Source organism: Mucilaginibacter antarcticus (assembly GCF_042686155.1).
GTDB classification, from domain to species: domain Bacteria; phylum Bacteroidota; class Bacteroidia; order Sphingobacteriales; family Sphingobacteriaceae; genus Mucilaginibacter; species Mucilaginibacter antarcticus.
The window spans coordinates 15891-38464 of record NZ_JBHUON010000023.1 but is presented as its reverse complement, the minus strand read 5'-3'; the positions used below and the strand labels follow the sequence as shown (position 1 = coordinate 38464).

Annotated in this window: 18 protein-coding genes and 1 tRNA gene; 11 read left to right on the top strand and 8 right to left on the bottom strand. The window is 41.9% G+C overall.

What is annotated here, in order from left to right; all coding sequences use genetic code 11:
• Nucleotide 1 precedes the first annotated feature (1 nt).
• Nucleotides 2–2395 (bottom strand): translocation and assembly module lipoprotein TamL, encoded by a 2394-nt coding sequence (gene tamL / locus ACFSYC_RS16230; RefSeq protein ID WP_377129707.1) that lies wholly within the window; start codon nucleotides 2393–2395, stop codon nucleotides 2–4.
• On the opposite strand from tamL, the gene ACFSYC_RS16225 reads away from it, so the two are divergent.
• From ACFSYC_RS16225 to ACFSYC_RS16215, 3 genes are all read left to right on the top strand, one after another.
• Nucleotides 2386–3135, top strand: coding sequence for a TrmH family RNA methyltransferase (locus tag ACFSYC_RS16225; RefSeq protein WP_377129706.1), 750 nt, complete (start codon nucleotides 2386–2388; stop codon nucleotides 3133–3135). The two genes, tamL and ACFSYC_RS16225, sit on opposite strands and share 10 nt — an antisense overlap.
• Before the next feature lie 50 nt (nucleotides 3136–3185).
• Nucleotides 3186–3256, top strand: a tRNA-Cys gene (locus tag ACFSYC_RS16220).
• Between the two features lie 36 nt (nucleotides 3257–3292).
• Nucleotides 3293–3472: a spore protein gene (locus ACFSYC_RS16215; RefSeq protein WP_377129705.1), complete on the top strand. Its 180-nt coding sequence runs from the start codon at nucleotides 3293–3295 to the stop codon at nucleotides 3470–3472.
• 90 nt (nucleotides 3473–3562) lie between these two features.
• Here the strand turns inward: ACFSYC_RS16215 and ACFSYC_RS16210 are convergent, their stop codons facing one another.
• A complete protein-coding gene (locus tag ACFSYC_RS16210; RefSeq protein ID WP_377129703.1) occupies nucleotides 3563–4606 on the bottom strand; it encodes a quinone-dependent dihydroorotate dehydrogenase in 1044 nt (347 codons plus the stop codon).
• Nucleotides 4607–4725: 119 nt separating this feature from the next.
• Here ACFSYC_RS16210 and ACFSYC_RS16205 point away from each other — a divergent pair, with 119 nt between their 5' ends.
• The 4 genes from ACFSYC_RS16205 (at nucleotide 4726) to ACFSYC_RS16190 (ending at nucleotide 10845) form a co-directional block, all read left to right on the top strand.
• The gene (locus ACFSYC_RS16205) at nucleotides 4726–5496 is read left to right on the top strand and encodes an SGNH/GDSL hydrolase family protein (protein ID WP_377129702.1); all 771 of its coding nucleotides are present in this window, start codon (nucleotides 4726–4728) and stop codon (nucleotides 5494–5496) included.
• Between the two features lie 124 nt (nucleotides 5497–5620).
• The gene (gene abc-f / locus ACFSYC_RS16200; protein WP_377129701.1) at nucleotides 5621–7540 is read left to right on the top strand and encodes a ribosomal protection-like ABC-F family protein; all 1920 of its coding nucleotides are present in this window, start codon (nucleotides 5621–5623) and stop codon (nucleotides 7538–7540) included.
• 120 nt (nucleotides 7541–7660) lie between these two features.
• Nucleotides 7661–8920, top strand: coding sequence for a type IX secretion system plug protein (locus ACFSYC_RS16195; RefSeq protein WP_377129700.1), 1260 nt, complete (start codon nucleotides 7661–7663; stop codon nucleotides 8918–8920).
• Nucleotides 8921–9126: 206 nt separating this feature from the next.
• The gene (locus tag ACFSYC_RS16190) at nucleotides 9127–10845 is read left to right on the top strand and encodes an ABC transporter ATP-binding protein (protein ID WP_377129699.1); all 1719 of its coding nucleotides are present in this window, start codon (nucleotides 9127–9129) and stop codon (nucleotides 10843–10845) included.
• 38 nt (nucleotides 10846–10883) lie between these two features.
• Here ACFSYC_RS16190 and ACFSYC_RS16185 read toward each other — a convergent pair whose 3' ends face one another.
• Nucleotides 10884–11747, bottom strand: coding sequence for an alpha/beta hydrolase (locus ACFSYC_RS16185; RefSeq protein ID WP_377129698.1), 864 nt, complete (start codon nucleotides 11745–11747; stop codon nucleotides 10884–10886).
• Nucleotides 11748–11859: 112 nt separating this feature from the next.
• On the opposite strand from ACFSYC_RS16185, the gene ACFSYC_RS16180 reads away from it, so the two are divergent.
• The 3 genes from ACFSYC_RS16180 to ACFSYC_RS16170 all read left to right on the top strand — a co-directional run bounded on the left by ACFSYC_RS16180 (nucleotide 11860) and on the right by ACFSYC_RS16170 (nucleotide 14942).
• A complete protein-coding gene (locus ACFSYC_RS16180) occupies nucleotides 11860–13530 on the top strand; it encodes an ArnT family glycosyltransferase (RefSeq protein ID WP_377129697.1) in 1671 nt (556 codons plus the stop codon).
• 20 nt (nucleotides 13531–13550) lie between these two features.
• Nucleotides 13551–14195 carry an HAD family hydrolase gene (locus ACFSYC_RS16175; protein ID WP_377129696.1) on the top strand — a complete coding sequence of 215 codons (645 nt, stop codon included), beginning with the start codon at nucleotides 13551–13553 and terminating at the stop codon, nucleotides 14193–14195.
• 87 nt (nucleotides 14196–14282) lie between these two features.
• Complete coding sequence (locus ACFSYC_RS16170; RefSeq protein WP_377129694.1) at nucleotides 14283–14942, top strand: MBL fold metallo-hydrolase; 660 nt, start codon at nucleotides 14283–14285, stop codon at nucleotides 14940–14942.
• A gap of 65 nt (nucleotides 14943–15007) precedes the next feature.
• Here ACFSYC_RS16170 and ACFSYC_RS16165 read toward each other — a convergent pair whose 3' ends face one another.
• The 5 genes from ACFSYC_RS16165 to ACFSYC_RS16145 all read right to left on the bottom strand — a co-directional run bounded on the left by ACFSYC_RS16165 (nucleotide 15008) and on the right by ACFSYC_RS16145 (nucleotide 21033).
• Nucleotides 15008–16438 carry a serine hydrolase domain-containing protein gene (locus tag ACFSYC_RS16165; RefSeq protein WP_377129692.1) on the bottom strand — a complete coding sequence of 477 codons (1431 nt, stop codon included), beginning with the start codon at nucleotides 16436–16438 and terminating at the stop codon, nucleotides 15008–15010.
• Nucleotides 16439–16447: 9 nt separating this feature from the next.
• Nucleotides 16448–17380, bottom strand: a complete 933-nt coding sequence (locus ACFSYC_RS16160; RefSeq protein WP_377129691.1) for an aspartate carbamoyltransferase catalytic subunit — start codon at nucleotides 17378–17380, stop codon at nucleotides 16448–16450.
• 106 nt (nucleotides 17381–17486) lie between these two features.
• Nucleotides 17487–18035, bottom strand: a complete 549-nt coding sequence (gene pyrR, locus ACFSYC_RS16155) for a bifunctional pyr operon transcriptional regulator/uracil phosphoribosyltransferase PyrR (RefSeq protein WP_377129690.1) — start codon at nucleotides 18033–18035, stop codon at nucleotides 17487–17489.
• 174 nt (nucleotides 18036–18209) lie between these two features.
• The gene (gene rpsA, locus ACFSYC_RS16150) at nucleotides 18210–20183 is read right to left on the bottom strand and encodes a 30S ribosomal protein S1 (RefSeq protein ID WP_377129688.1); all 1974 of its coding nucleotides are present in this window, start codon (nucleotides 20181–20183) and stop codon (nucleotides 18210–18212) included.
• Between the two features lie 178 nt (nucleotides 20184–20361).
• Nucleotides 20362–21033 (bottom strand): hypothetical protein, encoded by a 672-nt coding sequence (locus ACFSYC_RS16145; protein WP_377129687.1) that lies wholly within the window; start codon nucleotides 21031–21033, stop codon nucleotides 20362–20364.
• 193 nt (nucleotides 21034–21226) lie between these two features.
• On the opposite strand from ACFSYC_RS16145, the gene tyrS reads away from it, so the two are divergent.
• Nucleotides 21227–22510: a tyrosine--tRNA ligase gene (gene tyrS, locus ACFSYC_RS16140; RefSeq protein WP_377129685.1), complete on the top strand. Its 1284-nt coding sequence runs from the start codon at nucleotides 21227–21229 to the stop codon at nucleotides 22508–22510.
• Nucleotides 22511–22574 lie beyond the last annotated feature (64 nt).

The window sequence follows — 22574 nt, the reverse complement described above, 5'->3', positions numbered from 1 at the left end:
ATTAAAAAGGCATCCCTATGCCGAAGTTAAGCTGCATAAAGTTGTAGCTGTCGCCAATTGGACGACCATCGTTTGTAAGGCCTGTGCGGTTATTATATAGGTAGGCCTGTTTAAATGTCCCCGTGCGGAAAAGCTCATTACCATGTTTAAACAATACCCATTGGTCTGCCCCGGTAAATTGAGGGTCCTTAAATTTAAATGCTGCGTCTAGCCTGAATACAAAGAAACTAACATCAAACCGTAAACCGGCGCCAACGCCAATAGCTGTCGAATTTAGCAGGTTGCCAAAAGTAAATTCGCCATTAGGGTTATCGGGTTGTTTCTTTAATCGCCAAACATTACCGGCATCCATAAAGAAAGCGCCCTTAAGCTTGGCGCCAAAGAAGTTGTTAGCCAGTTTAAATCTGTACTCGGCATTGGTGATAAATTTTATCTCGCCCAACTGGTCAATATATTTTAATCGGCTGCGTAACGTCGTGTCGCCACCGTAAGCGGTGCCACGGTTAAACTGGCCGGGGCCGAGCGTACGGGGTAACCAGGCTCGCATATCGTTGGCGCCGCCCGCATAAAAGTTCTTTTCAAAAATCAGTTGCGTGCTGTTACCAAACGGCACGCCTATACCCGGATTTATTCGCAGTATAAACTGGCGCTCCTCGCCAAAGCTTTTGTAAATACGTAAATCAAGTTCGGTTTTAACGTATTGGGCAAAAGTGTAGCCAAACATGGTGCGCTTACCCAAGGTGTCTTTTGGCGTGTTCAAGACATTACTCGCCAGCGATAGCATATTACCACCTATATCTAAAGAGCCTTTAAAATAGGTAAAGTCTGCAAAAGTGTTAAGCTTGTTGCCATTAACCTGGTAGGTGTATTGGCTACCAGTAGTGAATACTGTACGGCCGATAAGGTATATGTACGAGAATCTGTTCTGTTTTAACAGTTCGGCATATGCCTCCCTATCGATGGATCCTCTTGAAAATTCGATATCAATGGGCGTTATGCTATGCACCTTATTTGCCTGCTCCAGGAAATCGTATGTTACCGAATTAATAAGGCTGGTACGCTCAACTAATCCTTTTTGATAAAATAAAGAGTAGTTACTAGAGAATGTAGTATGCGGTACACCATATTTACCCGGTTTATCCAGATTAAAAGGCGTAACCAACCACGGGAATACCAGGTTGGCACCCACTTTAAAGTCCTGATTTTCTACCGAATTAGTCCTACCAGACGAGTTTCGTCCGTTATCATATAAGACACTTAAATTAAGCTTAATCTGTAAGGTTACCGCCTTTTTAAAGATGTTGCGATTGGTAAAGGTATTGCCCACGTTATAACCATAGCGACCGTTGCTGAAAAGAAACTCGCCCTCCACACGGTCAGACATTCTTTTCAACGGTGTCATATTGATAACCGTGTTTAGCCGGTTAGTACTATCTGCTGTTTTTGTGTAGGTGGGGTTAGGTACGTTACGAAACACATTTAACTCCGATAGACGCGATGTGGTCAGCGTTTGCATATCAGAGTTATACAAGTCGCCTTTGGTTTGAAATATGTAATCAACTACCGGGTGTGGTTTAAAACGTTGCGAGTAATCAACAAACCTAAATTGTGAGTCAACTGTAAGTGTATCAGCATTACCTTCGGTACGGCCATTGCTTTTAGATATCGTTATTACGGTATTATTAATATGATAAATTGGGTGGGTGTTTTTATCCGCCGGGTTGTCAATAATCAGGGTTAGATCAACAACGCTGCTGTTAAAGGTCGAATCATAATTAAAGTTTATGTATTGGCGATAAAAATCAAAATAGCCGTTACGTTTCATTACCTGGTAAAAACCATCACGGTCATATGCCAAACTATCGGTATCAAAGCGCCCGCCCGGCTGAAGGTGCGAAAACTTTGGACGGTTTTCGCGGTATAGTTTTCGGACATTTTTATCAGCTATACTGTCACTTATCTTGCGTATTTTAAATAACGGACCCTGAACAGTATTAAAGACTAGCTCGGCCTTTTTCTTTTTAATAACAATGCTGTCGCTAATGGTAGCTTTTAAATAACCCTTACTTTGGATAAAACGCTCTATTTGATAACGAGAGAATTCAACCAAATTGCTGTCCAATAATGCAGGTGGCTCTCCGATATTTTTTTTGCCACTCTTATTAAACAGATAATAAAGCTGCAGGTTGAACGCATTATTAGGTTGTTGTTCTTTATCTACATAATTAACGGCAAGTTCAGAAAATTCTTTGTCCATACCATTAATGGTGATTTTGCGCACCAATGCCTGGTTATCTTTCAGATTACGGGTTAAACTACAGCCCGAGCCTATAAAGAGCAGTAAAATACTTAATATTGCAGTACGGTATCTGTTTGTGCTTATATATGCTTTCAAAATCTAATATTAGTTTTTTACAATCCTTACAACACAAAAAGTTCCGTAAGGAGCATGGACAGTTTTTGGTCGAAGGCTACAAATCTGTCACCGAATTTGCTAATTCGGCCTACAAGATTCAAGCTCTTTACCATACCCCAGCCGTCGCTCCAAAAATGCTCAAATTATCGCAGAAAATAAACTCTCAGGAAATTTCATCTGCTGTTATTGAAAAAATTACTGCTTTAAAAACCGCGCCCGATGTTATTGCCGTTGTTAATATACCACAATGGCCGGTTTTAAATGCTACAACCCTTAACAAAAAATTTACGATTGTGTTGGATGCAATTCAAGATCCGGGAAATATGGGCACCATAATTCGTACTGCCGACTGGTTTGGTATTGAAAATATCATCTGTTCTGAAGATTGTGTAGAGGTATATAACCCAAAGGTAGTACAGGCTACCATGGGGTCGCTATCGCGGATGAATGTTCATTATGTTAATTTACCACAGGTTTTAGCCGCTGCAAAGTTGCCCGTTTACGGCGCCTTGCTTGATGGCGAAAATATTTACAACACCAATTTTGGTATTGAGGGACTGGTTGTTATGGGTAATGAGGGTAACGGTTTAAGCGATGGGGTTAAGCAATTAGTTACCAAAGCTATCACCATACCAAGGGGTGGTGAGGCCGAATCATTGAACGTTGCCATAGCTACAGCTATATTTTGTTCAGAAATAAGTAGAAATAAGCTTAAATAAATGTTGGCCGGCAATAAATAATTATTATTTTTGCAATCCTTTAGAAAAAAGGTCGGATGGCCGAGTGGCTAGGCAGAGGTCTGCAAAACCTCCTACAGCGGTTCGAATCCGCTTCCGACCTCAGGGTTAATTAACATACAATATCAAAGTAAACATCATGGGCGTAACACGTTTAAAAAGAAAAGATAGAAGAAACAAAACTTTCTCAAGATTAGAAGTTCAGTTTTTAAAGAATGCTACTAACCTTGAAGCAGGTAGCCGTTCTGCAGAGTCACCTAGAAGTCAAGTAACTATCAACAACATTGCATTAGCAAAAGCTGCTGCTGCAAACAACTAATCTATCTATAGATTGTGATTTTATAAATCCTGCCGGCTTGCCGGCGGGATATTTTGTTTGATTTTGTATGAACCATGATCAAGGTTCATATTACATTAATGACAATATCCTCTTATTGATCCTGCTAATCAGCCCTGGCCCTTCATAAATAAAACCTGTATAAAGCTGTATAAGGGACGCACCCGCCTCAAGCTTCTCTACTGCGTCGGCTTCAGAATGTATGCCACCAACGCCGATAATAGGGAAAGACGCGTTAGATTTTTGCGACAGGTAACGAATTACTTCAGTAGATCGTTTGGTTAATGGCGCGCCGCTCAATCCGCCTGCTTCTTGTTTAAGGTTTTCATTTGTCAGGTTTGATTTATCTATTGTTGTATTTGTTGCAATAACGCCTGCAATTTTCGTTTGTTGAACAATCTCAACAATATCATCTAGCTGCTCATTGGTCAAATCGGGAGCTATTTTTAAAAGAATAGGGCGACTGATGTCGTTCTTACAGTTGCGTTGTTGCAGAGTATTTAAAAGTTCCATTAGGGGCGCTTTTTCCTGCAAGTCGCGCAAGCCGGGGGTGTTTGGCGAGCTAACATTTACCACAAAATAATCAACCACATTAAACAGGCGGTCAAAGCATTTAATGTAGTCACTTACAGCGTCCTCATTGGGGGTGTTTTTATTTTTGCCGATGTTGCCACCAATAATCAGTCCTTTTTGCGCTGCAGGAGCGTTTCTGCGATAAGCCGCTATGCGCTCGGCTGCTACATCCACACCAAGGTTGTTAAAGCCCATACGGTTAATGATGGCTTTGTCAGCCGGGCTTCTAAACATCCTGGGTTTCGCGTTGCCCGGTTGAGGTAGAGGTGTAACCGTACCCACCTCAATAAAACCAAAACCGATATTAGCCAACTCGCTTATCACTTCGGCATTTTTGTCAAAACCTGCAGCCAAGCCAACAGGGTTAGGGAATTTCAATCCAAAAACTTCCTTTTCTAATTTCTGGTCCTTAAAATCCCATACTGCCCTTGCTATAGCGGCCCCGCCCGGCAGGCGGTTAAAACGTTTTAAGTTGCGTGTAACAAAGTAGTGGACGTTCTCGGGGTCAAAACCGAATAGGATGGGTTTTATCAACTGATACATGGCCGCAAAGTTAGTTGTTTAATGTTTTGATTTTTAAAAGAATGTTGTAGTTTAGGGCAACAATTATAAACCCTCGCGCCCGCAGCGCAATCAGCTTAAAAACACCCCGTATTCCTTATATGAAAGAATCATCGCAACCCAATCGTCGTAGTTTTATCCGTAATGCATCTATAGGCGCTGCCGCAGCTATTAGCATACCGGCCATAGTTTCTGAAACTTTTGCCGCCCCTAAGGGGAAAAAAGTAAGTATTGAAAAAGGTGATATTATACTTTTTCAGGGAGATTCGATTACCGATTCGGGCCGTAACAACCGTAATGCATGGTCGCCAAATAATAACGGTGCTTTGGGTAATGGCTACGCTTATATGGCTGCCAGCCAGTTACTGTTGAATAATCCTGAAAAAGATCTGAAGATCTACAACAAAGGCATCAGCGGTAATAAGGTTAATCAATTGGCCACCCGGTGGGACGCTGAAGCATTGGAGATCAAGCCAAACATCCTGAGTATCCATGTTGGTGTTAACGACTACTGGCACACCTTAAATGGAAGCTATAAAGGCACCATCGATGATTACATTGGCGATTACAGAAAGCTGTTAGACCGCACAAAAGCGGCCCTGCCGAATGTAAAGCTTATAATCTGTGAGCCGTTTGGTGTGTTAAATGTTAAATCTGTTACTAAAGATTGGTATCCCGAATTCGATAAATATAGAAAAGCGGCCAAAGATATCGCTGCTGAATATAACGCCCCGTTTGTGCCTTATCAAACCGCGTTTGACAAAGCCATTACTCAGGCACCCCCAAGCTACTGGACAGGCGACGGCGTGCATCCGTCAATAGCGGGAGCGGCTTTAATGGCGCGTACGTGGTTAGAGGCAGTGAAGGGGTAGATAATAAAGAGTAGCAATTGGAGATCAGAGATCAGTTTTTTAAATTGCGATGACGAAATCTTTAATCTTCAGTCGCCAATCTTCCCTTTTAAGCCCGGCTTAAAAAGCGTACCTTTGCGGCCAAATGATCGCAATAAATAATCTGACGTTCGAGATAGGTGCAAGGGCATTATATGACGAAGCTAACTGGCATATTAAACCGGGAGAAAAAATAGGCCTTATTGGCGCTAATGGAACCGGCAAAACTACCCTTTTAAAAATAATTGTAGGCGACTTCAAACCTACATCAGGCACCATATCAATGGCTAAGGACCTTACTATGGGCTACCTTAACCAGGATTTGTTGTCGTACTCATCTGACAAGAGCATTGTACATGTGGCTATGGAAGCTTTTGAGCGCCAAAATCAATTACATGATGAGATTGAAGTTTTATTAAAAAAGCTGGAGACCGACTACACTGAAGACCTGATTCACAAACTAAGTGACAAACAATCAGAATTTGAAGCGCTTGACGGTTATAATATCGAATATAAAGCGCACGAGATTTTAGCGGGTTTGGGTTTTACCGATGCTGATTGCCAGCGTAAGCTAAGTACCTTTTCTGGTGGATGGCGTATGCGTGTAATGTTAGCCAAGATTTTACTGCAGGCACCGGATATCCTGTTACTGGATGAGCCTACCAATCACCTGGACTTACCGTCTATACAATGGTTAGAAGATTATTTGAAAGCGTTTAACGGCGCTATCATTATTGTGTCTCACGATAGATGGTTCCTGGATAAAGTTATTAACCGTACCGTAGAATCTCGTAAAGGTAAGCTGAATGTTTACGCGGGTAACTACACTTTTTACCTGGAAGAAAAAGCTTTACGTGCAGAGATCCAACGTGGCGAGTTTAAAAATCAGCAATCAAAAATAAAACAAGAGGAGCGTTTAATTGAGCGTTTTCGTGCCAAGGCTTCAAAAGCAAAAATGGCACAGTCGCGTATCAAAATGCTTGATAAGTTGGAGCGTGTTGATGATGTCGATGATGATAATCCTGAGGTTAACTTTAGCTTCAAATTCAGTAAGCCGTCAGGTCGCCACGTAGTAACGCTGGAGCATATCACCAAGAAATATCCTAATATAGATATCCTTGAAGATGCCGAAGCGATTATTGAAAAAGGGGATAAAATTGCATTGATTGGTGCAAATGGTAAAGGTAAATCGACGCTATTACGTATTGTTGCCGGCGCCGATAAAGAATTTAAGGGTACAGCAGTAACGGGGCATAACGTTAGCCAAACTTTTTTCGCGCAACATCAGCTGGAGAGCTTACACTTGGAAAACCAGATACTGGCAGAGTTACAATCATTTGCTCCAAAGCATACTGATACCGAGCTTCGCTCCATATTGGGTTCATTTTTATTTACCGGCGATGATGTATTTAAAAAGATCAAGGTATTGTCGGGTGGCGAGAAATCTCGTGTGGCTTTAGCTAAGGCTTTAACCGCCGATGCTAACTTCCTGGTACTTGATGAGCCTACCAACCACTTGGATATGGCTTCGGTTAATATCCTGATACAGGCTTTACAGCAATACGAAGGTACAGTGATCGTTGTATCTCACGATAGATACTTCCTGGATAATGTGGCTAATAAGATCTGGTTTATTGAAAACCAAAAGATCAAACAATACCCGGGTACTTACGCCGAATACGACGAATGGAACGCTAAGCGTATACTTGACCCTAAAGTTGAAGCACCTGCACCTAAAAAAGAAGAAAAGAAACTTGAGCCGGTTAAGCAGAGCCAGCCTAATGAAAACAAGCATCAGCAGTTAAAAAAACTAAATCAGGATTTGATCAGGATGGAAGATCAGGTAGCTGGTTTAGAAAAAGCGATTAAAGAGTTTGAAGCTAAGCTAGCGGACGACAAAATATATAATGACAGCGCCAAACTAAAAGAAACCAATGCTGCTTACGCCCTAAAGAAAGACGAACTAACAAAGGTTCAGCAACAATGGGAATATCTGGCAGAGCAAATCATGGAACTGGAAGCGTAATTTTAAACAAGTATTATCATTGCGAGCGACGGAGCAATCGCACGCTGTTAAGTTCGTGGTTGCCTCGCTACGCTGGCAATGACATACTAAATGTTTTGATTTTTGGTTATACATTGCGATATGAGGAAATACATTTGTGTTATTATATTGCTATCCTTCGCCCTTAATAGCTTTGCCCAAAAGCCTTATGCCGATAGCGTTTTTAATCAGTATATAAAATCTATTCAGTTATCTAGCACAGCAAAAGAAGCCTCATTTCCTATTATCGTTCTTCAGAGTGGCGAGCAGCTTCAGTTGGCTTTTGATGATCTGCGTGGCAGCGTACGCAATTACTATTACACATTTGAGCATTGCGACAGTAAGTGGTTGCCTACAAATGTGGCCGTTGCCGAGTATCTGCAGGGTTTCAGAGAAGACAAAATCATTGATTACGTATACTCAACAAATACCATCCAAAAATATACACATTACGAGGTTAAGTTCCCAAACCAAAACATGAGTTTTAAAATATCAGGTAATTATAGCTTAAAGGTTTATGAGGATAGTAACAAAGAAAAACCGCTGTTTACGCGCAAATTGTATGTGTTAAATAATAAAGTAAGTGTGTCCGGCGATGTGCTTACATCGTCTAATCCCTCGTATCGTCAAACCAACCAAAAAATAAACTATCAGGTTAATTACGGCTCGCTAAATGTACAAAACCCCAACCGCGATATTAAAGTGCTTTTGATGCAAAACATGCGCCCAGAGACAGCTATGTGGAACGTTACGCCAACCAGCATACGTGGTACGCAGCTGATTTATAACGATGTAAGTATTAATGATTTTGCGGGCCGTAACGAGTTTAGGCGTTTTGATCTCCGCACATTACGTGTCAATACCGAAAGGGTAGGTCGCATCTATCGTGATACGGCCAATACGGTAATGCTGTTGGGCGACCCGTTGCGTAATGAGACACGTTACTCCTTCCAGTTTGATAACAACGGAAACTACTTTATTTTGAACACAGATGGTTTTGAGCCTCGTCGCGATGGTGATTATGCCCACGTGTATTTCAGCCTTGCGACTAACAAATCAGACAAAGACGGGGCAGCCTACGTGGTTGGCCGGTTTAACGATTATAAAATAGATGCTCTAAGCAAAATGGAATACGAGCCTGTAAAAGGCCGTTTTTTCACCAGTCAGTTTATAAAACAAGGCGTTTATGATTATGAGTATGTCTGGGTTGATGCCCGCACCGGTGTCCGCAGCGACATACCAATTGAAGGAACTCATTTTGAAACCGAAAATGACTATCAGCTTTTAGTTTATTATCGCCCAATTAACGGCCGATGGGATGAGCTGGTGGGCTATAAGTTGTTAAATACGGCGAAGAAATAATACTGCGATAATGCCCGTGAGTCATAAATTTGGCACTGTGCCATTTATCGCTGTTGTGATAGTTAATTTATTTTACACTATAATAAAATCAATTGGCCCGCCCCGAGATAAATAAAGTTAAAGACAGTCTAACTTTTAAAGAACGCCTGCAGGCGCTACGTAATTTACCCCCGTTTTTTAAATTGGTTTGGCAAACAAACCCCTGGATGACGACGGCGAGTTTTGGGCTGCGGGTTATCCGCTCGGCTATGCCGGTGGCTTTACTGTATGTGGGCAAGCTCATTATTGATGAGGTTGTATTGTTAAGCAAAACGCATAATACAGATACCCATTACTTGTGGCAATTAGTAGGCGTGGAGTTTGCCTTAGCCATTTTAACAGATGGCTTTAGCCGTGCTATTACCCTTATGGATAGCTTGCTTGGCGACAGGTTTGGCAACTATACATCTATTAAAATAATGAACCATGCGGCAACGCTTGATCTTGACCAGTTTGAAGATGCTGTGTTTTACGATAAGTTAGAGCGTGCACGCCAGCAAACCACCGGCCGTACCATTTTGCTATCGCAAATTATGAGCCAGGTGCAGGATATCATCACAATGGCATTTTTAGCTACCGGTTTAATGGCCTTTAACCCATGGCTTATTGTATTGTTACTAGTTGCTATAATTCCGGCGTTTTTGGGCGAATCTTATTTTAATGATAGAAACTATTTACTCACCCGCGGCCAGACGCCCGAAAGGCGTGAGCTTGACTATTTGCGCTATTTAGCAGCCAGCGATCAAACGGCTAAAGAGATCAAGATCTTCGATCTGTCGGGTTTCATTACAGACCGGTTCAAAAAGTTGTCTGACAGTTTTTATCACGATAGCAAACGCTTGTCTATCCAGAGATCATTATGGGGGACCTTATTTGCCATGTTAGGCAGTGTTGGTTATTATGCTGCGTATGTTTTCATTATTTACAGGGCGATAGAGGGTAGGGTTACCATAGGTGATCTGGCATTTTTAGCAGGCTCGTTCAGGCAGTTACGAAGTTTACTCGAAGGGATTTTGACCCGGTTTACAGCCGTATCTCAAGGGGCAATTTATTTGCGCGATTTCTTTGAATTTTTCGAGATCCAACCTAAAATAACGCAGGCTGCCAAAGCGTTGCCCTTTCCCGAAAGTTTAAAGCAGGGCTTTGTGTTTGAAAATGTTGGTTTTAGGTATCTCAATTCAGACCGATGGGCAAACCGGCACCTCAGTTTTACGCTGTTACCCGGCGAGAAGCTGGCCCTGGTTGGGGAAAACGGCGCCGGTAAAACCACACTGGTAAAGTTGCTGTCTCGATTATATGACCCTACCGAGGGCCGGATCTTATTAGAGGGTATAGACCTGCGTCAATATGATTTGGCAGATCTGCGCCTTAATGTCGGTATTATTTTTCAAGATTACCTGCGTTATCAAATGACGGTAGCGCAGAATATCGCCGTAGGAAATATCAGCAAGATAAGTGACCGGGAACTAATAGAGCGATCCGCCCAACAAAGCCTCGCAGATAAACTTACAGAAAAGTTACCCGGAGGCTATGATCAGCAATTGGGTAAACGCTTTGCAGATGGGGTAGAGCTATCAGGCGGCGAGTGGCAAAAAATAGCCCTCGCACGTGCTTATATGCGCGATGCCCAGTTGCTGATTTTAGACGAACCAACGTCTGCGCTTGATGCCCGTGCGGAGTATGAGGTGTTTCAACGGTTCGCAGAGTTAACTAAAGGCAAATCTGCGATCCTCATATCGCACCGTTTCAGTACTGTACGCATGGCTGATCGGATATTGGTATTAGAGAAAGGCGAACTGAAAGAAATAGGCAGCCACGAAGAGTTGCTGTCAAACGGCGGCATTTACGCCGAACTGTTTGAATTGCAGGCCCAGGGGTATAGGTAACACAAAGAGCAGCTGAAGCTGCTCTTTGTGTTTGAAATCTAGAACTGGTGAAACGAGTCGGACACAAATTGCAATACCGTTGGTAAAGCTGTGCGCCAGTAAGTCCAGGTGTGGCCTCCGTCGCGGTTGCGGTACTCATGCTCAATGCCTTTTTTGCGCATAGCAATGTGCAGCAGCGAATTACCTTCAAATAAAAAGTCGTCATCACCACAATCAATATACCAGCGTACGGCTTTTTTGTCTTTATCAGGCATATTGTTTACTAAAGCTATTGCGCTGTGGCGATTGTAATAATTTGTCGCTACAGAATCAGGCGCATTAGGTAATGAGCGTTTAACGTTACGGATAGTTTCGTCTACAGTTAATGGCCCCACAGCCGCGCTAAGTGGTGCGGCAGATGAGAATAATTCGGGATGGTGCATGGCATACATTAACGTACCGCCGCCACCCATGGACAGGCCAGCCACCGCGCGCGAGCGTTTTTCAACCTTTACACGGTACTTTTTCTCTATGTAGGGCATCAGCTCCTGGAAAAAGAAATCCTCGTAGTTCCAATCGCCCTTGACGTCATTAAAATAACCCCGGCGTCCGCTATCGGCATCAGGCATTACTATGATCATTGGCGTGGCAGTGCCGTCGGCAATTGCTTTGTCTGTAATGCGTAGCACCTCGCCAAAGGTCACCCAGCCCGTCTGATTATCGCCAGACCCATGTAAAAGATACAGTACCGGGTAGGCGCGGTTTGATGTTTCGTAGTCAGGCGGCAGGTAAAGCGCAAATTTGCGGTCGCCTTTCAATATTTTACTAGGTAGGGTTAGATTGTCAAACACCTTGCCGGTTTGTGCCAGTAGCACAACTGGGGTAAGTAATAGCGCGAACGCTGCTAACAGTAATTTTTTCATCTTGCGGTTATTTTTTGGTTATCGTTCGACATTTGGTGATATCGACGTTATAAATTTAATGTAAAAAAACATTAACACCCAATAGCAAAACTCTGCTTACATTTGCGTTGACATGCAAAAAACCACCTTAGCAATTGCCGAAAAATGGCTCTACCTGTTTATAGGTATAGCTATTATTGTCAATTTAAGCGGTTTGTTTGTACCTGTCATCGGTCCCGACGGTACGCTGTATGCCTCTATTGCCAAGACTATGGCGCAACGTAACAATTTTGTTGATTTGTACGCTTACGGTACAGATTGGCTGGATAAGCCCCACTTTCCGTTTTGGGTTGGCGCCTTATCATTTAAATTGTTTGGTATTAGCACCTGGGCTTACAAGTTGCCCGCTATTCTGTTTTTATTTGTAGGTGCGTTTTATACCTATTTATTTGGCAAGGATCTTTATAACAGGCAAGTGGGCTTGTGGGCATGCCTTATATTGCTTACTGCTCAACATATCGTACTTTCAAATAATGACGTACGTGCCGAGCCTTATTTAACCGGGCTTATTATCGCGGCTGTTTACCATCTATATAAGGCCCACATTGCCAACAACTACGTACAACTTTTATGGGGATGCATGTTCATCGCCTGCGCAATAATGACTAAGGGGATGTTTGCGATTATCCCTATTGGAGGGGCCATTGTCGGGCATTTCATCATCACCCAGCAATGGAAGTCGCTGTTTCACCTGCGTTGGCTAGTGGGAGTTATTTTTATTTTTATATTCATATTGCCTGAACTGTATTGCCTGTATCGGCAATTTGATGCTCATCCAGAAAAACTTGTCTTTGGTCAGCACAACGTGTCGGGCATCCGTTTCTTCTTTTGGGATAGTCAGTTTGGCCGTTTCTTTAACACCGGGCCTATTAAAGGTAATGGTGATCCAAGCTTTTTTATTCATACTACTTTATGGGCCTTTTTGCCATGGTCGTTGTTGTTGTTTGTGGCGATATACAGGTTTATCAAAGATGGCAGTAAGCGCTTAAAAGCTACCGACTGGTACTGCATCAGCGCTTCGTTGTTGACCTTCCTGCTGTTTTCTGCATCCAAATTTCAGTTGCCGCACTATTTAAATATAGTTTTCCCTTTTTTCGCCATAACCACGGCGCAGTATCTATACACGGTTAAGGCTGCAACAAGTATCAAGATCATAAAGATCACACAGTTGGTAATAATCGTGTTGTTAATAGCGGTGATAGGCGTCCTGCATTTTTTTTATAAACCCGAGACGCTTTCGATTACCATTAGCTTTTGTTTGGCTGCGTTATTATTTGCACTGGTGTTTCTGCCCCAAGGTATAACATCGGCAATTATCCCGCAGGTAGTACTACGTACGTTGATTGCCTCTTTTTTAATCAATATTTACCTAAATACAGTTTTCTACGCTTCGTTATTAAAATACCAGGCGGGGAGCCAGGCGGCGATGTGGATCAATGCGCATAACCCTGCAAATTTCCCGGTGGTGCAGGTAAACGATGATTATGTATCGGCAATGAACTTTTATATCGCGTCGCCTATAATAACGGTCAACGATGACGTTAAAGCGGTATACCCTGTCGGAACGTTTATGATGTACGCTACTGTGGATAAGATGAGAAGTTTAACTCAACAGGGTTATAAAGTAAAAACCTTAAAAACGTTTGAGCGGTATTGGGTCAGTCGTCTCAAACTGTCATTTCTGGATAAAAACACCCGCGAAAGCCAATTAACCCAAACCGAAGTAGCCTTGATTAGCCGTTGAAAAGCTACCTTTGCGGCACTATGAATACATCGCTTAAAAACAAATTTGACAGTATAATTTTCGACTTGGATGGCACGCTTTGGGACAGTTCGGCTAATGTGGCTGTGGCCTGGCAGTCGGCCAAACAACATGTAGATTACATTAAAGAAGATTTTACGCCTGAGCTGATCCACACCATCACAGGGATGACTTATAAAGCAATTTTTGAAACTTTACTGCCTTACCTTACAGAAGAACAACGCGAAGAATTTAAAACCTATGCCAGTAAATATGAACTGGAGATACTCTGCGATAAAGGCGGTGATCTGTATCCCGGATTAGAAGACGCTCTGAAATATCTTTCATCAAAATACAAACTCTATATTGTCAGCAATTGCCAAAGCGGCTACATCGAAGTTTTCTTTAAGATCAGTGGCTTTGAGCATTACTTTCAGGGGCACCAATGCTACGGTACTAAAAATCAGCCTAAGGCAGAGAATATTTTGGATGTTGTAAAGGACCATAACCTGCAAACCCCGGTTTATATTGGCGATACCATGGGCGATTTTACCGCTGCCCAAAAAGCCGGCGTTCCGTTTATCTTCTGTGATTTTGGTTTTGGGAAAGTAGAAGAAGGAATGGTAGCTACCATATCTGGACTGAACGAGTTGAAGGAGTTGTTGTAAACCTATTGCAGTCTATCTATTGAGGGACTGGGATAGGCTAAAACTTTTTATTCATAACTTAGGTTATTCTGTAACTATCAGCTATATATGAAAATCACTAAGTACCTGCACTCGTGTGTAGTTTTTGAGTTAGACGGTTACAAACTGCTATTCGACCCGGGCAAATTTAGCTTTGCTGAAGGGGATGTTAGGCCGGAAATGTTTGCTGACGTAAAACTTATTATTGTTACTCATATTCATCCGGATCATTTGGATACCGATGCTTTGAATAAGATAGTGGCGTTGAGCGGTGCTAGAATTTACGCTAACTCGCAAGTGAGTACCGAGCTGGCTAAGGCCGATATTACACATACTATATTGCACGAGGGTATACATCAGTTTGGGCCATTTAAGTTGCAGGCCATAGATGTAGTGCATGAACCAATATTAGACAATCCACTGCCGCAGATGAGCGGCTTCATCATCAATGACAAGGTACTGCACCCGGTAGACTCGATGGAAAAAGATCTATTAGAGTTTAAGGGTATAGAGCTATTACTCATGGTAACTATGGCACCCTTTGCCAATGAGTTACGTATTACGGACTTCGCCGACAGGTTGCAACCCAAGCAGATACTACCTGTACATGATGGTTACGCCAAAGAGTTTTTTATTAAACAGCGATATGAAGCTTATACCAAACATTTTGATAAACAAGGAATTAAGTTTCACTCGGTTTATAAAGTTGGTGATAGCATAACTATTTGATTTTTAAAATAAGTATCCCTGTATTGTTTTGCGGTTTTATCAATAGTTAAAATCTCAAGTGTTTTTTATTGGATAGTTTTTAAAATGCCTGTGCCGGTTGCATCTAAACTGGCGGTAGCGTTTGACAGGATGACCAGCCCGATATTCTTTTCGCGGTTAAACGCCAAAAAGCTGCTGCTGCCCCCGGTGCCACCATTGTGGAATATGTACTTAACACCGTCTACCGTGATGATGTGCCAGCCTAAAGCAACCGGCGCGTCGCAGTCAAAAGTTATTTGGTGTGTTAACTCAAAAGCCTGCGAAAGTTTGCTGTCGGTATTAACCATATTTGCCTTAGCGTATAACAACAGATCGGTCATAGTTGATTTTAAAGAACCGCAGGCCGCCAGCGCATCGAAATCCCAGGCGGGGGTTGGTAAGCCGTTTTCGTCGTAAAGGGTAGCAAAATTAGCGGCCAACGGTGCAGGTAGGTGCTGCATGGTGCTCTTCATCGCCAATGGTTTGCAAATAATCGCTGTTACCATTTGTTCGTATGTTTTTTTGCTAACCCGCTCTAGTATCACGCCAAGTAAACCAACACCTAGATTGGAGTATGCATAGCTTTTACCTGGCTCGCTGCGTAAGGTGCAGCTTTTTAGGAAAGCAAACATCATTTGTTTGGTGTAGTTTTTATACGGATTGGCGTCGGTATAATTTATTTGCTTGGTAAAATTATTAGGTAAACCGGGTATGCCCGATGTATGATTGCTTAACTGCAACACAGTGACCTTTTGCAAAGCAAGATTAACGGATACCGTATCGGGAAGGTATTCTGTAATAGGATCGCTCAATTGGATTTTACCCTGATTAATATACCATGCCAACAGGGTGGCCGTAAAAGTTTTGCTGATGGAGGCTAACTCGAAAATAGTATTAGCGTTAGGGAGTTTACCGCTGCCATTTTTGGTTTCACCATAAAAGTAGGTGTTTGTTTTGCCATCAATTAACGTACCTATGGCTAAACCAAAGGTGTTTGATTTTTGAATATAGCGCCTGGCTACCAGATCAATTAATTTATCAGTTTGCGATTTTAGCGGGTTGCTGGTAGGTACCGGGATGGGTCTGGTGGTAGGCGCGGCCTTATATGGCTCAAGCTTAAAATAGGCTAATTTATCATCTTCGGCTAAACTTATGGTAAGCAACATTGGTGCATTGTCGAAAGTTATTTTGTAGCCAGCTGTAAGGTTATTTACAAAAGTTTCCAGAGAATCTTGTTTGATAGCGCCTAAAGAAAATAACTCCTTGAAAAGAAAATCCCGAAAATTGCCAAGTGTAATAGATTGCTTAAATCGGATATGCGCCAGGTTGTAAATAGCGTTAGCATCGTTTGTGCCGATATGCCTTTTTATAAGCCTGTATACAGAGTCTGTTTTTTGCAATTGCCGGCTTTGTGCTGTAGTATTGGCAGCAAAAGATATCACAAACACAAACAAAAACAGGCAGCGCAAAGCTTTCATAAATATTAGTTAAGAAGGATTTTGACCGGCAAGTAAATAAAGCACTGCCATACGGACAGCAACACCATTCTCTACCTGGTCAAGTATAATTGATTGCTTACTGTCAGCTACATCACTGGTGATCTCCACACCGCGGTTGATAGGGCCAGGGTGCATAACGGTTATCTCTTTATCCAGCGAGTCCAATATCTGCTTATTTAAGCCATATAACATAGTATACTCTCGCAGCGAAGGGAAATATTTAATGTCCTGTCGTTCCAATTGTATGCGCAGCATATTGGCAACATCGCACCAGTTAAGGGCTTTACGGAGGTTGTATTCCACCTTAACGCCAAGCGCACCTATGTATTTAGGTATAAGCGTAGTAGGGCCGCAAACCATAACTTCAGCGCCCAGCAACTTCAGACAGAGTATGTTAGATAGCGCCACACGCGAGTGCAGTATATCACCCACTATAACCACCTTTTTACCGGCAACATCGCCGTGTTTTTCGCGGATAGAATATGCGTCGAGCAGCGCCTGAGTAGGGTGTTCGTGTGCGCCATCGCCTGCGTTTACTATCTGAGCTTTTACATGTTTTGCCAAAAATGTAGCAGCACCGGCATATGGGTGACGCATTACCACCATGTCTACCTTCATGGCAAGGATGTTATTTACCGTATCTATCAACGTTTCGCCTTTGCTTACTGACGATGAAGATGCGGCAAAGTTTACCACATCTGCCGAAAGGCGCTTTTCTGCTAATTCAAACGATAAGCGGGTACGGGTTGAGTTCTCAAAAAAGATATTGGCGATAGTCAAATCGCGCAATGAAGGCACCTTGCGTATCTGCGGCTGGTTCAGCACATCTTTAAAACGGTCTGCCGTTTCAAAAATCAATTCAACATCCTGTAAGGTTAAGCCTTTAATGCCTAATAAGTGCCGTGTGCTTAGTTCTGCCATGTTTTTATATATCGGATTTCGAATGTTCGATTTCAGATTTTATGTTATTTCTATTCAGTTTTCGTTGTAAGCTAACTCCGAAATTATGATCTCGGAATTCGACATTCTATTTTTCAGTCTCGGATACCAACACTACTTTGTCTTCGCCGTCGGTTTCATTCCAGCTCACCACCACTTTTTGTGATGCGATGGAATCCACCTCAATGCCTACATAGTCGGGCATAATCGGTAGGTGACGAGAATAGCGGCGGTCAACCAATGCTAATAATTCTACTTTTTGCGGGCGGCCGAAGCCTAACATGGCCTCCATACCTGCGCGGATAGTACGGCCGCTCCAAAGGACATCATCCATCAACACAACCTTCTTGCCTTCAATAATGAAGTCCATTTTAGTTTCGCTGGGAATAATGGGGGCGCTTCGGCGGCGGAAATCGTCGCGGTAGAACGTGATGTCCATATCTCCCTGATGAATGGTAACGCCAGGTAACATGCGGCGAAGCTCAGTAGCTACTCGCTTGGCCAGGTAAATACCTCGTGGTTGGATACCTATTAATACCGTGTCAGAAAAATCATTATGGTTTTCAATCAACTGGCGACAAAGGCGTTGAATGGTGATTTGAAACTTTTGACCGTCTAGCAGCGTAAGGTTTTGCATCGTATGGGTGGATTTGGGCAAATGTAATCATTTTGGCGATTATTGCCACAACAAGATTAGTTATATCGGTTAGGTTTAACTGATCAGTATCTTACAATAGAAGAGGACAAAAAATCTACAAAAAAAGCCCTGCCGATTGCTCGACAGGGCTTAATAAAATGTATTGGTTAAAGCTTATTTAGCTTCTTCTTCTTCAGATTTTTTAGCTGCTGCTTTTTTAGTAGCTGCTTTAGTTTCTGCACCTTCCATTTGCTCTTTTAATTGAGCCAGTACTGAAAGATCACCCAAAGTAGATTTTTCTACCGAGTCTTTCACTTTTTTAACCGCGTTAGTTGCAGATTTTGCTTCTTTTTTACGGTTTTCAAAGTCTTGAACACGAGCGTCAGCGCGAGCTTCTTCCCATATACGTGAGTGTGAAATAACGATACGCTTGTTCTCTTTGTTAAACTCAATGATTTTGAAATCAGCAGTTTCGTCAGCTTTTACGCTTTTGCCGTCTTCTCTAACCAAGTGTTTGGTAGGTACGAAACCTTCTACACCGTAAGGTAGCGCAACAATAGCACCTTTGTCAGTTACTTTCAATATTGTACCTTCATGAATTGAATCAAGAGTAAATACGGTTTCAAAAGTATCCCAAGGGTTTTCTTCTAATTGTTTGTGACCTAAGCTTAGTTTGCGATTGTCAACGTCAAGTTCTAAAACAACCACATTTAGTTTTTCACCAACTTTAGTGAACTCGTTAGGATGGTTGATTTTCTTAGACCATGATAAGTCGCTAATGTGGATCAAACCATCAATGCCGTCTTCAAGCTCAACAAACACACCAAAGTTGGTCATGTTTTTAACTGTAGCTACGTGTTGCGTTGCAACTGCGTAACGATCAGCAGCGTTTTGCCAAGGATCTGGAGTTAATTGTTTTATTCCTAATGACATTTTACGCTCTTCGCGATCTAATGTCAATACTTGCGCTTCAATCTCGTCGCTAACCTTTAAGAACTCTTGTGGGTTGCGCAGGTTTTGTGACCATGACATTTCTGACACGTGGATTAAACCTTCAACACCCGGAATGATCTCTAGGAACGCGCCGTAATCAGCAACAGTTACTATGCGGCCTTTAACTTTAGAACCTATTACTAAGTTCTCGTCAAGCGACTGCCAAGGATGTGGCGTTAATTGTTTTAAGCCAAGAGCGATACGTTTTTTCTCGTCATCAAAGTCAAGTACAACAACGTTGATTTTTTGATCCAATGCCAACACTTCTCTTGGATGCTCAATACGGCCCCATGAAATATCTGTAATGTGTAATAAACCGTCAACACCACCAAGGTCGATAAATACACCAAAGTCGGTAATGTTTTTAACTGTACCTTCCAATACCTGACCTTTTTCAAGTTTGGCAACAATTTCAGTTTTTTGATTTTCAAGATCGTCTTCGATAAGCACTTTGTGCGATACCACAACGTTTTTAAACTCGTGGTTAATCTTAACAACTTTAAATTCCATTGTTTTGCCCACATAAACGTCATAATCCCTGATAGGTTTGATGTCGATTTGTGAACCTGGTAAAAAGGCTTCAACGCCCATAATATCAACAATCAAACCACCTTTGGTTCTGCTTTTAACAAAGCCAGTGATGATCTCATCATTATCAAGTGCCGAATTAATTTTCTCCCATGATTTTTGAGTTTTTGCACGTTTACGAGAAAGAACTAACTGACCGTTAGCATCTTCTTGCGACTCTACAAATACGTCAACCTCGTCACCGATCTTAAGATCTGGTGTATCACGGAATTCAGAAACCGATACTAAGCCGTCAGATTTAAAACCTACGTTTAATACCACATCTTTGTTATTGATACTTACAACCGTACCGCTGATAATTTCGCCTTTGGTGATAGAGCTAAAAGTTCCATCATACAATTTCTCCATTTTCTCGCGCTCGCTGTCGCTGTAGTTACCAAATTTCTTGTCATCTGCGTCCCAGTCAAAATCTTCCAGGGGTGCAATTGCAATTTGAGATTTGATCTCTTCGATTGATATTGAATCAGCCTCTGATTCAATAGTTTCTTTTTCGCCTTGAGCTTGAACTGTACCCAGTTCTGCTTCGTTAGCTTTTAATTCTTTTTCTGCTTCTTGTTTTTTTGCCATTAAGTAATTTATCTCCTTTTCCCAATTTGTTAATTGGGACTGCAAAGGTAGAACTATATTTTTATTCAAAAAATTTAATTTGATCTTAAATGCTGATTTTTAATGGTTTTTGCTAATATAGTGGCTCATTTTGCGGATATATTTAAACTACAGCGTGTTAAGTAAAGGTAATACAGTGCTACCGCGCTAAAAGCTTGCCTTCAATTTCGTCAAAAATCGACATGAATTCAGGTAATAATAATTGGCGATAAGCAATCACCGTTTCAGTAATGCGGCTTTCATGTAGTGGCGTGAAGGGACTATCCCAAACCCGCATACAGATACGTTTAAGGGCATAGGCAATTTGCTCGGTTTCTGAGTAGCTGTGAAGGTAGCCATCTTTTTTAAATCCTTCAAAAAAACGGAAGAATCGAGTGGTGTCTTTCAAACCTGCAAATTTTAAAAATTCCTCAATAACGGTGTTATCGCAGCTTTTTAGCTGGTCATAAAAGCTTTCGACCTTCAGTCTGCCGGTTGTAATTAAAAGGTTATCTATAATTAACTCTACAGCTATATGCCCTAAAAAAAAAGGTTTAACAGGCGAGCCTTCAATAACTGGCCCAAGTAACAATTTTAATTGATGCGAGTGTGTTGCAAAAAACTCAGACGAATGGAAATAACGGTCAACGTCAAGATGTTTGTTCCAGCCGGAAAGCAGGCTTTTTATGTGTGCATCTGTGTGTTCTAATTTTTCTGGATGTAAAACGATGGTTTTATCTGCATTTTTCAAAAGGTCGGGCAGTACGGTACCTAAAATAAAATAACAGTCGGTTATATCACTGTCGAAATAATAATGCGATAGAAAATTCATTGCCGGGTTTGTAACCTAAAATAAAGAAAAATATGGTAAATACCTTTATTAAAACGTTTATATAGTATTAATAGTTATGCGTCGATATTAAATATAACATTCCCAAAGATGTGGAGTGTGTGGTTCTGTTATAAAAGTTATATTATCTTATCTTTGGCGCCCAATAGTTATTGGGATATATTATAATTACAGAATGAACTTTGTTGAAGAATTACGCTGGCGGGGGATGTTACATGACATTATGCCCGGAACTGAAGATGTTTTAATTAAAGGTATGGCGTCGGGCTATATTGGCTTTGATCCAACTGCCGATTCGTTACACGTGGGTCACTTAACTCAAATAATGACCTTGATACACTTTCAGCGGGCGGGTCATAAACCTTATGCCCTGGTTGGTGGAGCTACTGGTATGGTAGGCGATCCTTCAGGTAAATCTGCCGAGCGTAATCTATTGTCTGAGGATGTGCTGCAACATAATCTGGACGCGGTAAAAAGCCAGCTGGAGCAGTTTTTAAACTTTGATAGTGGCGCTAATAGCGCCCAAATGGTGAACAACTACGATTGGTTTAAAAACTTTACTTTCCTTGATTTTATACGTGATGTGGGTAAACACATCACCGTTAATTATATGATGGCTAAAGACTCGGTGAAGAAACGCCTTGAAGGCGATACCGGTATGTCTTTTACCGAGTTTACTTATCAGTTAGTGCAAGGCTACGATTTTTACTACCTATGGAAACACCATAACTGTGTGTTGCAGATGGGCGGCTCAGACCAATGGGGAAACATTGTAACCGGTACCGAATTTATACGCCGTAAAGATGCCGGCGAGGCCTACGCGTTAACCACACGGCTAATTAAGAAAGCCGACGGCACTAAATTTGGTAAAACAGAGAGCGGGGCCATTTGGTTGGATCCTGCGCGTACATCGCCTTACCAGTTTTACCAATTTTGGTTAAATACTACCGATGTGGACGCTAAGGCATATATCCGCATATTTACCTTACTTGAGCGCGATGTGATTGAAGCCATGGAGCTTGAGCACGACGCTGCACCGCATCAACGTACTTTGCAAAAGGCGTTGGCAAAAGAGATCACTGTTCGCGTACATAATGAAGCTGAATACGAAAAAGCCGTTAAATCGTCAGAGTTTTTGTTTGGTAATACCGGTATAGAATTTTTGAATGAGCTGAATGAAAACGAGGTTATTGACTTGTTTGAAGGTGTACCTAACTTTAAGATAGCCTTGATCGATCTGCAGGCTGGTATCAATTCTGTTGATCTTTTGGCAGCTAATACAGCTGTTTTTGCATCAAAAGGTGAGGCGAAGAAAATGATCCAGGGTGGTGGCGTTGCCATCAATAAAATAAAGATCGAATCGGTTGAGTCTGTTTACAATCCTGATAGCTTGATTGGTGGAAAGTTTTTAGTGGCTCAAAAAGGTAAGAAAAACTATTTTCTGATTATTGCAGAATAAAAAATTTTACACATAAAGCAGAAAGGGCCGGAGTTAACTCCGGCCCTTTCTGCTTTATGTGGTC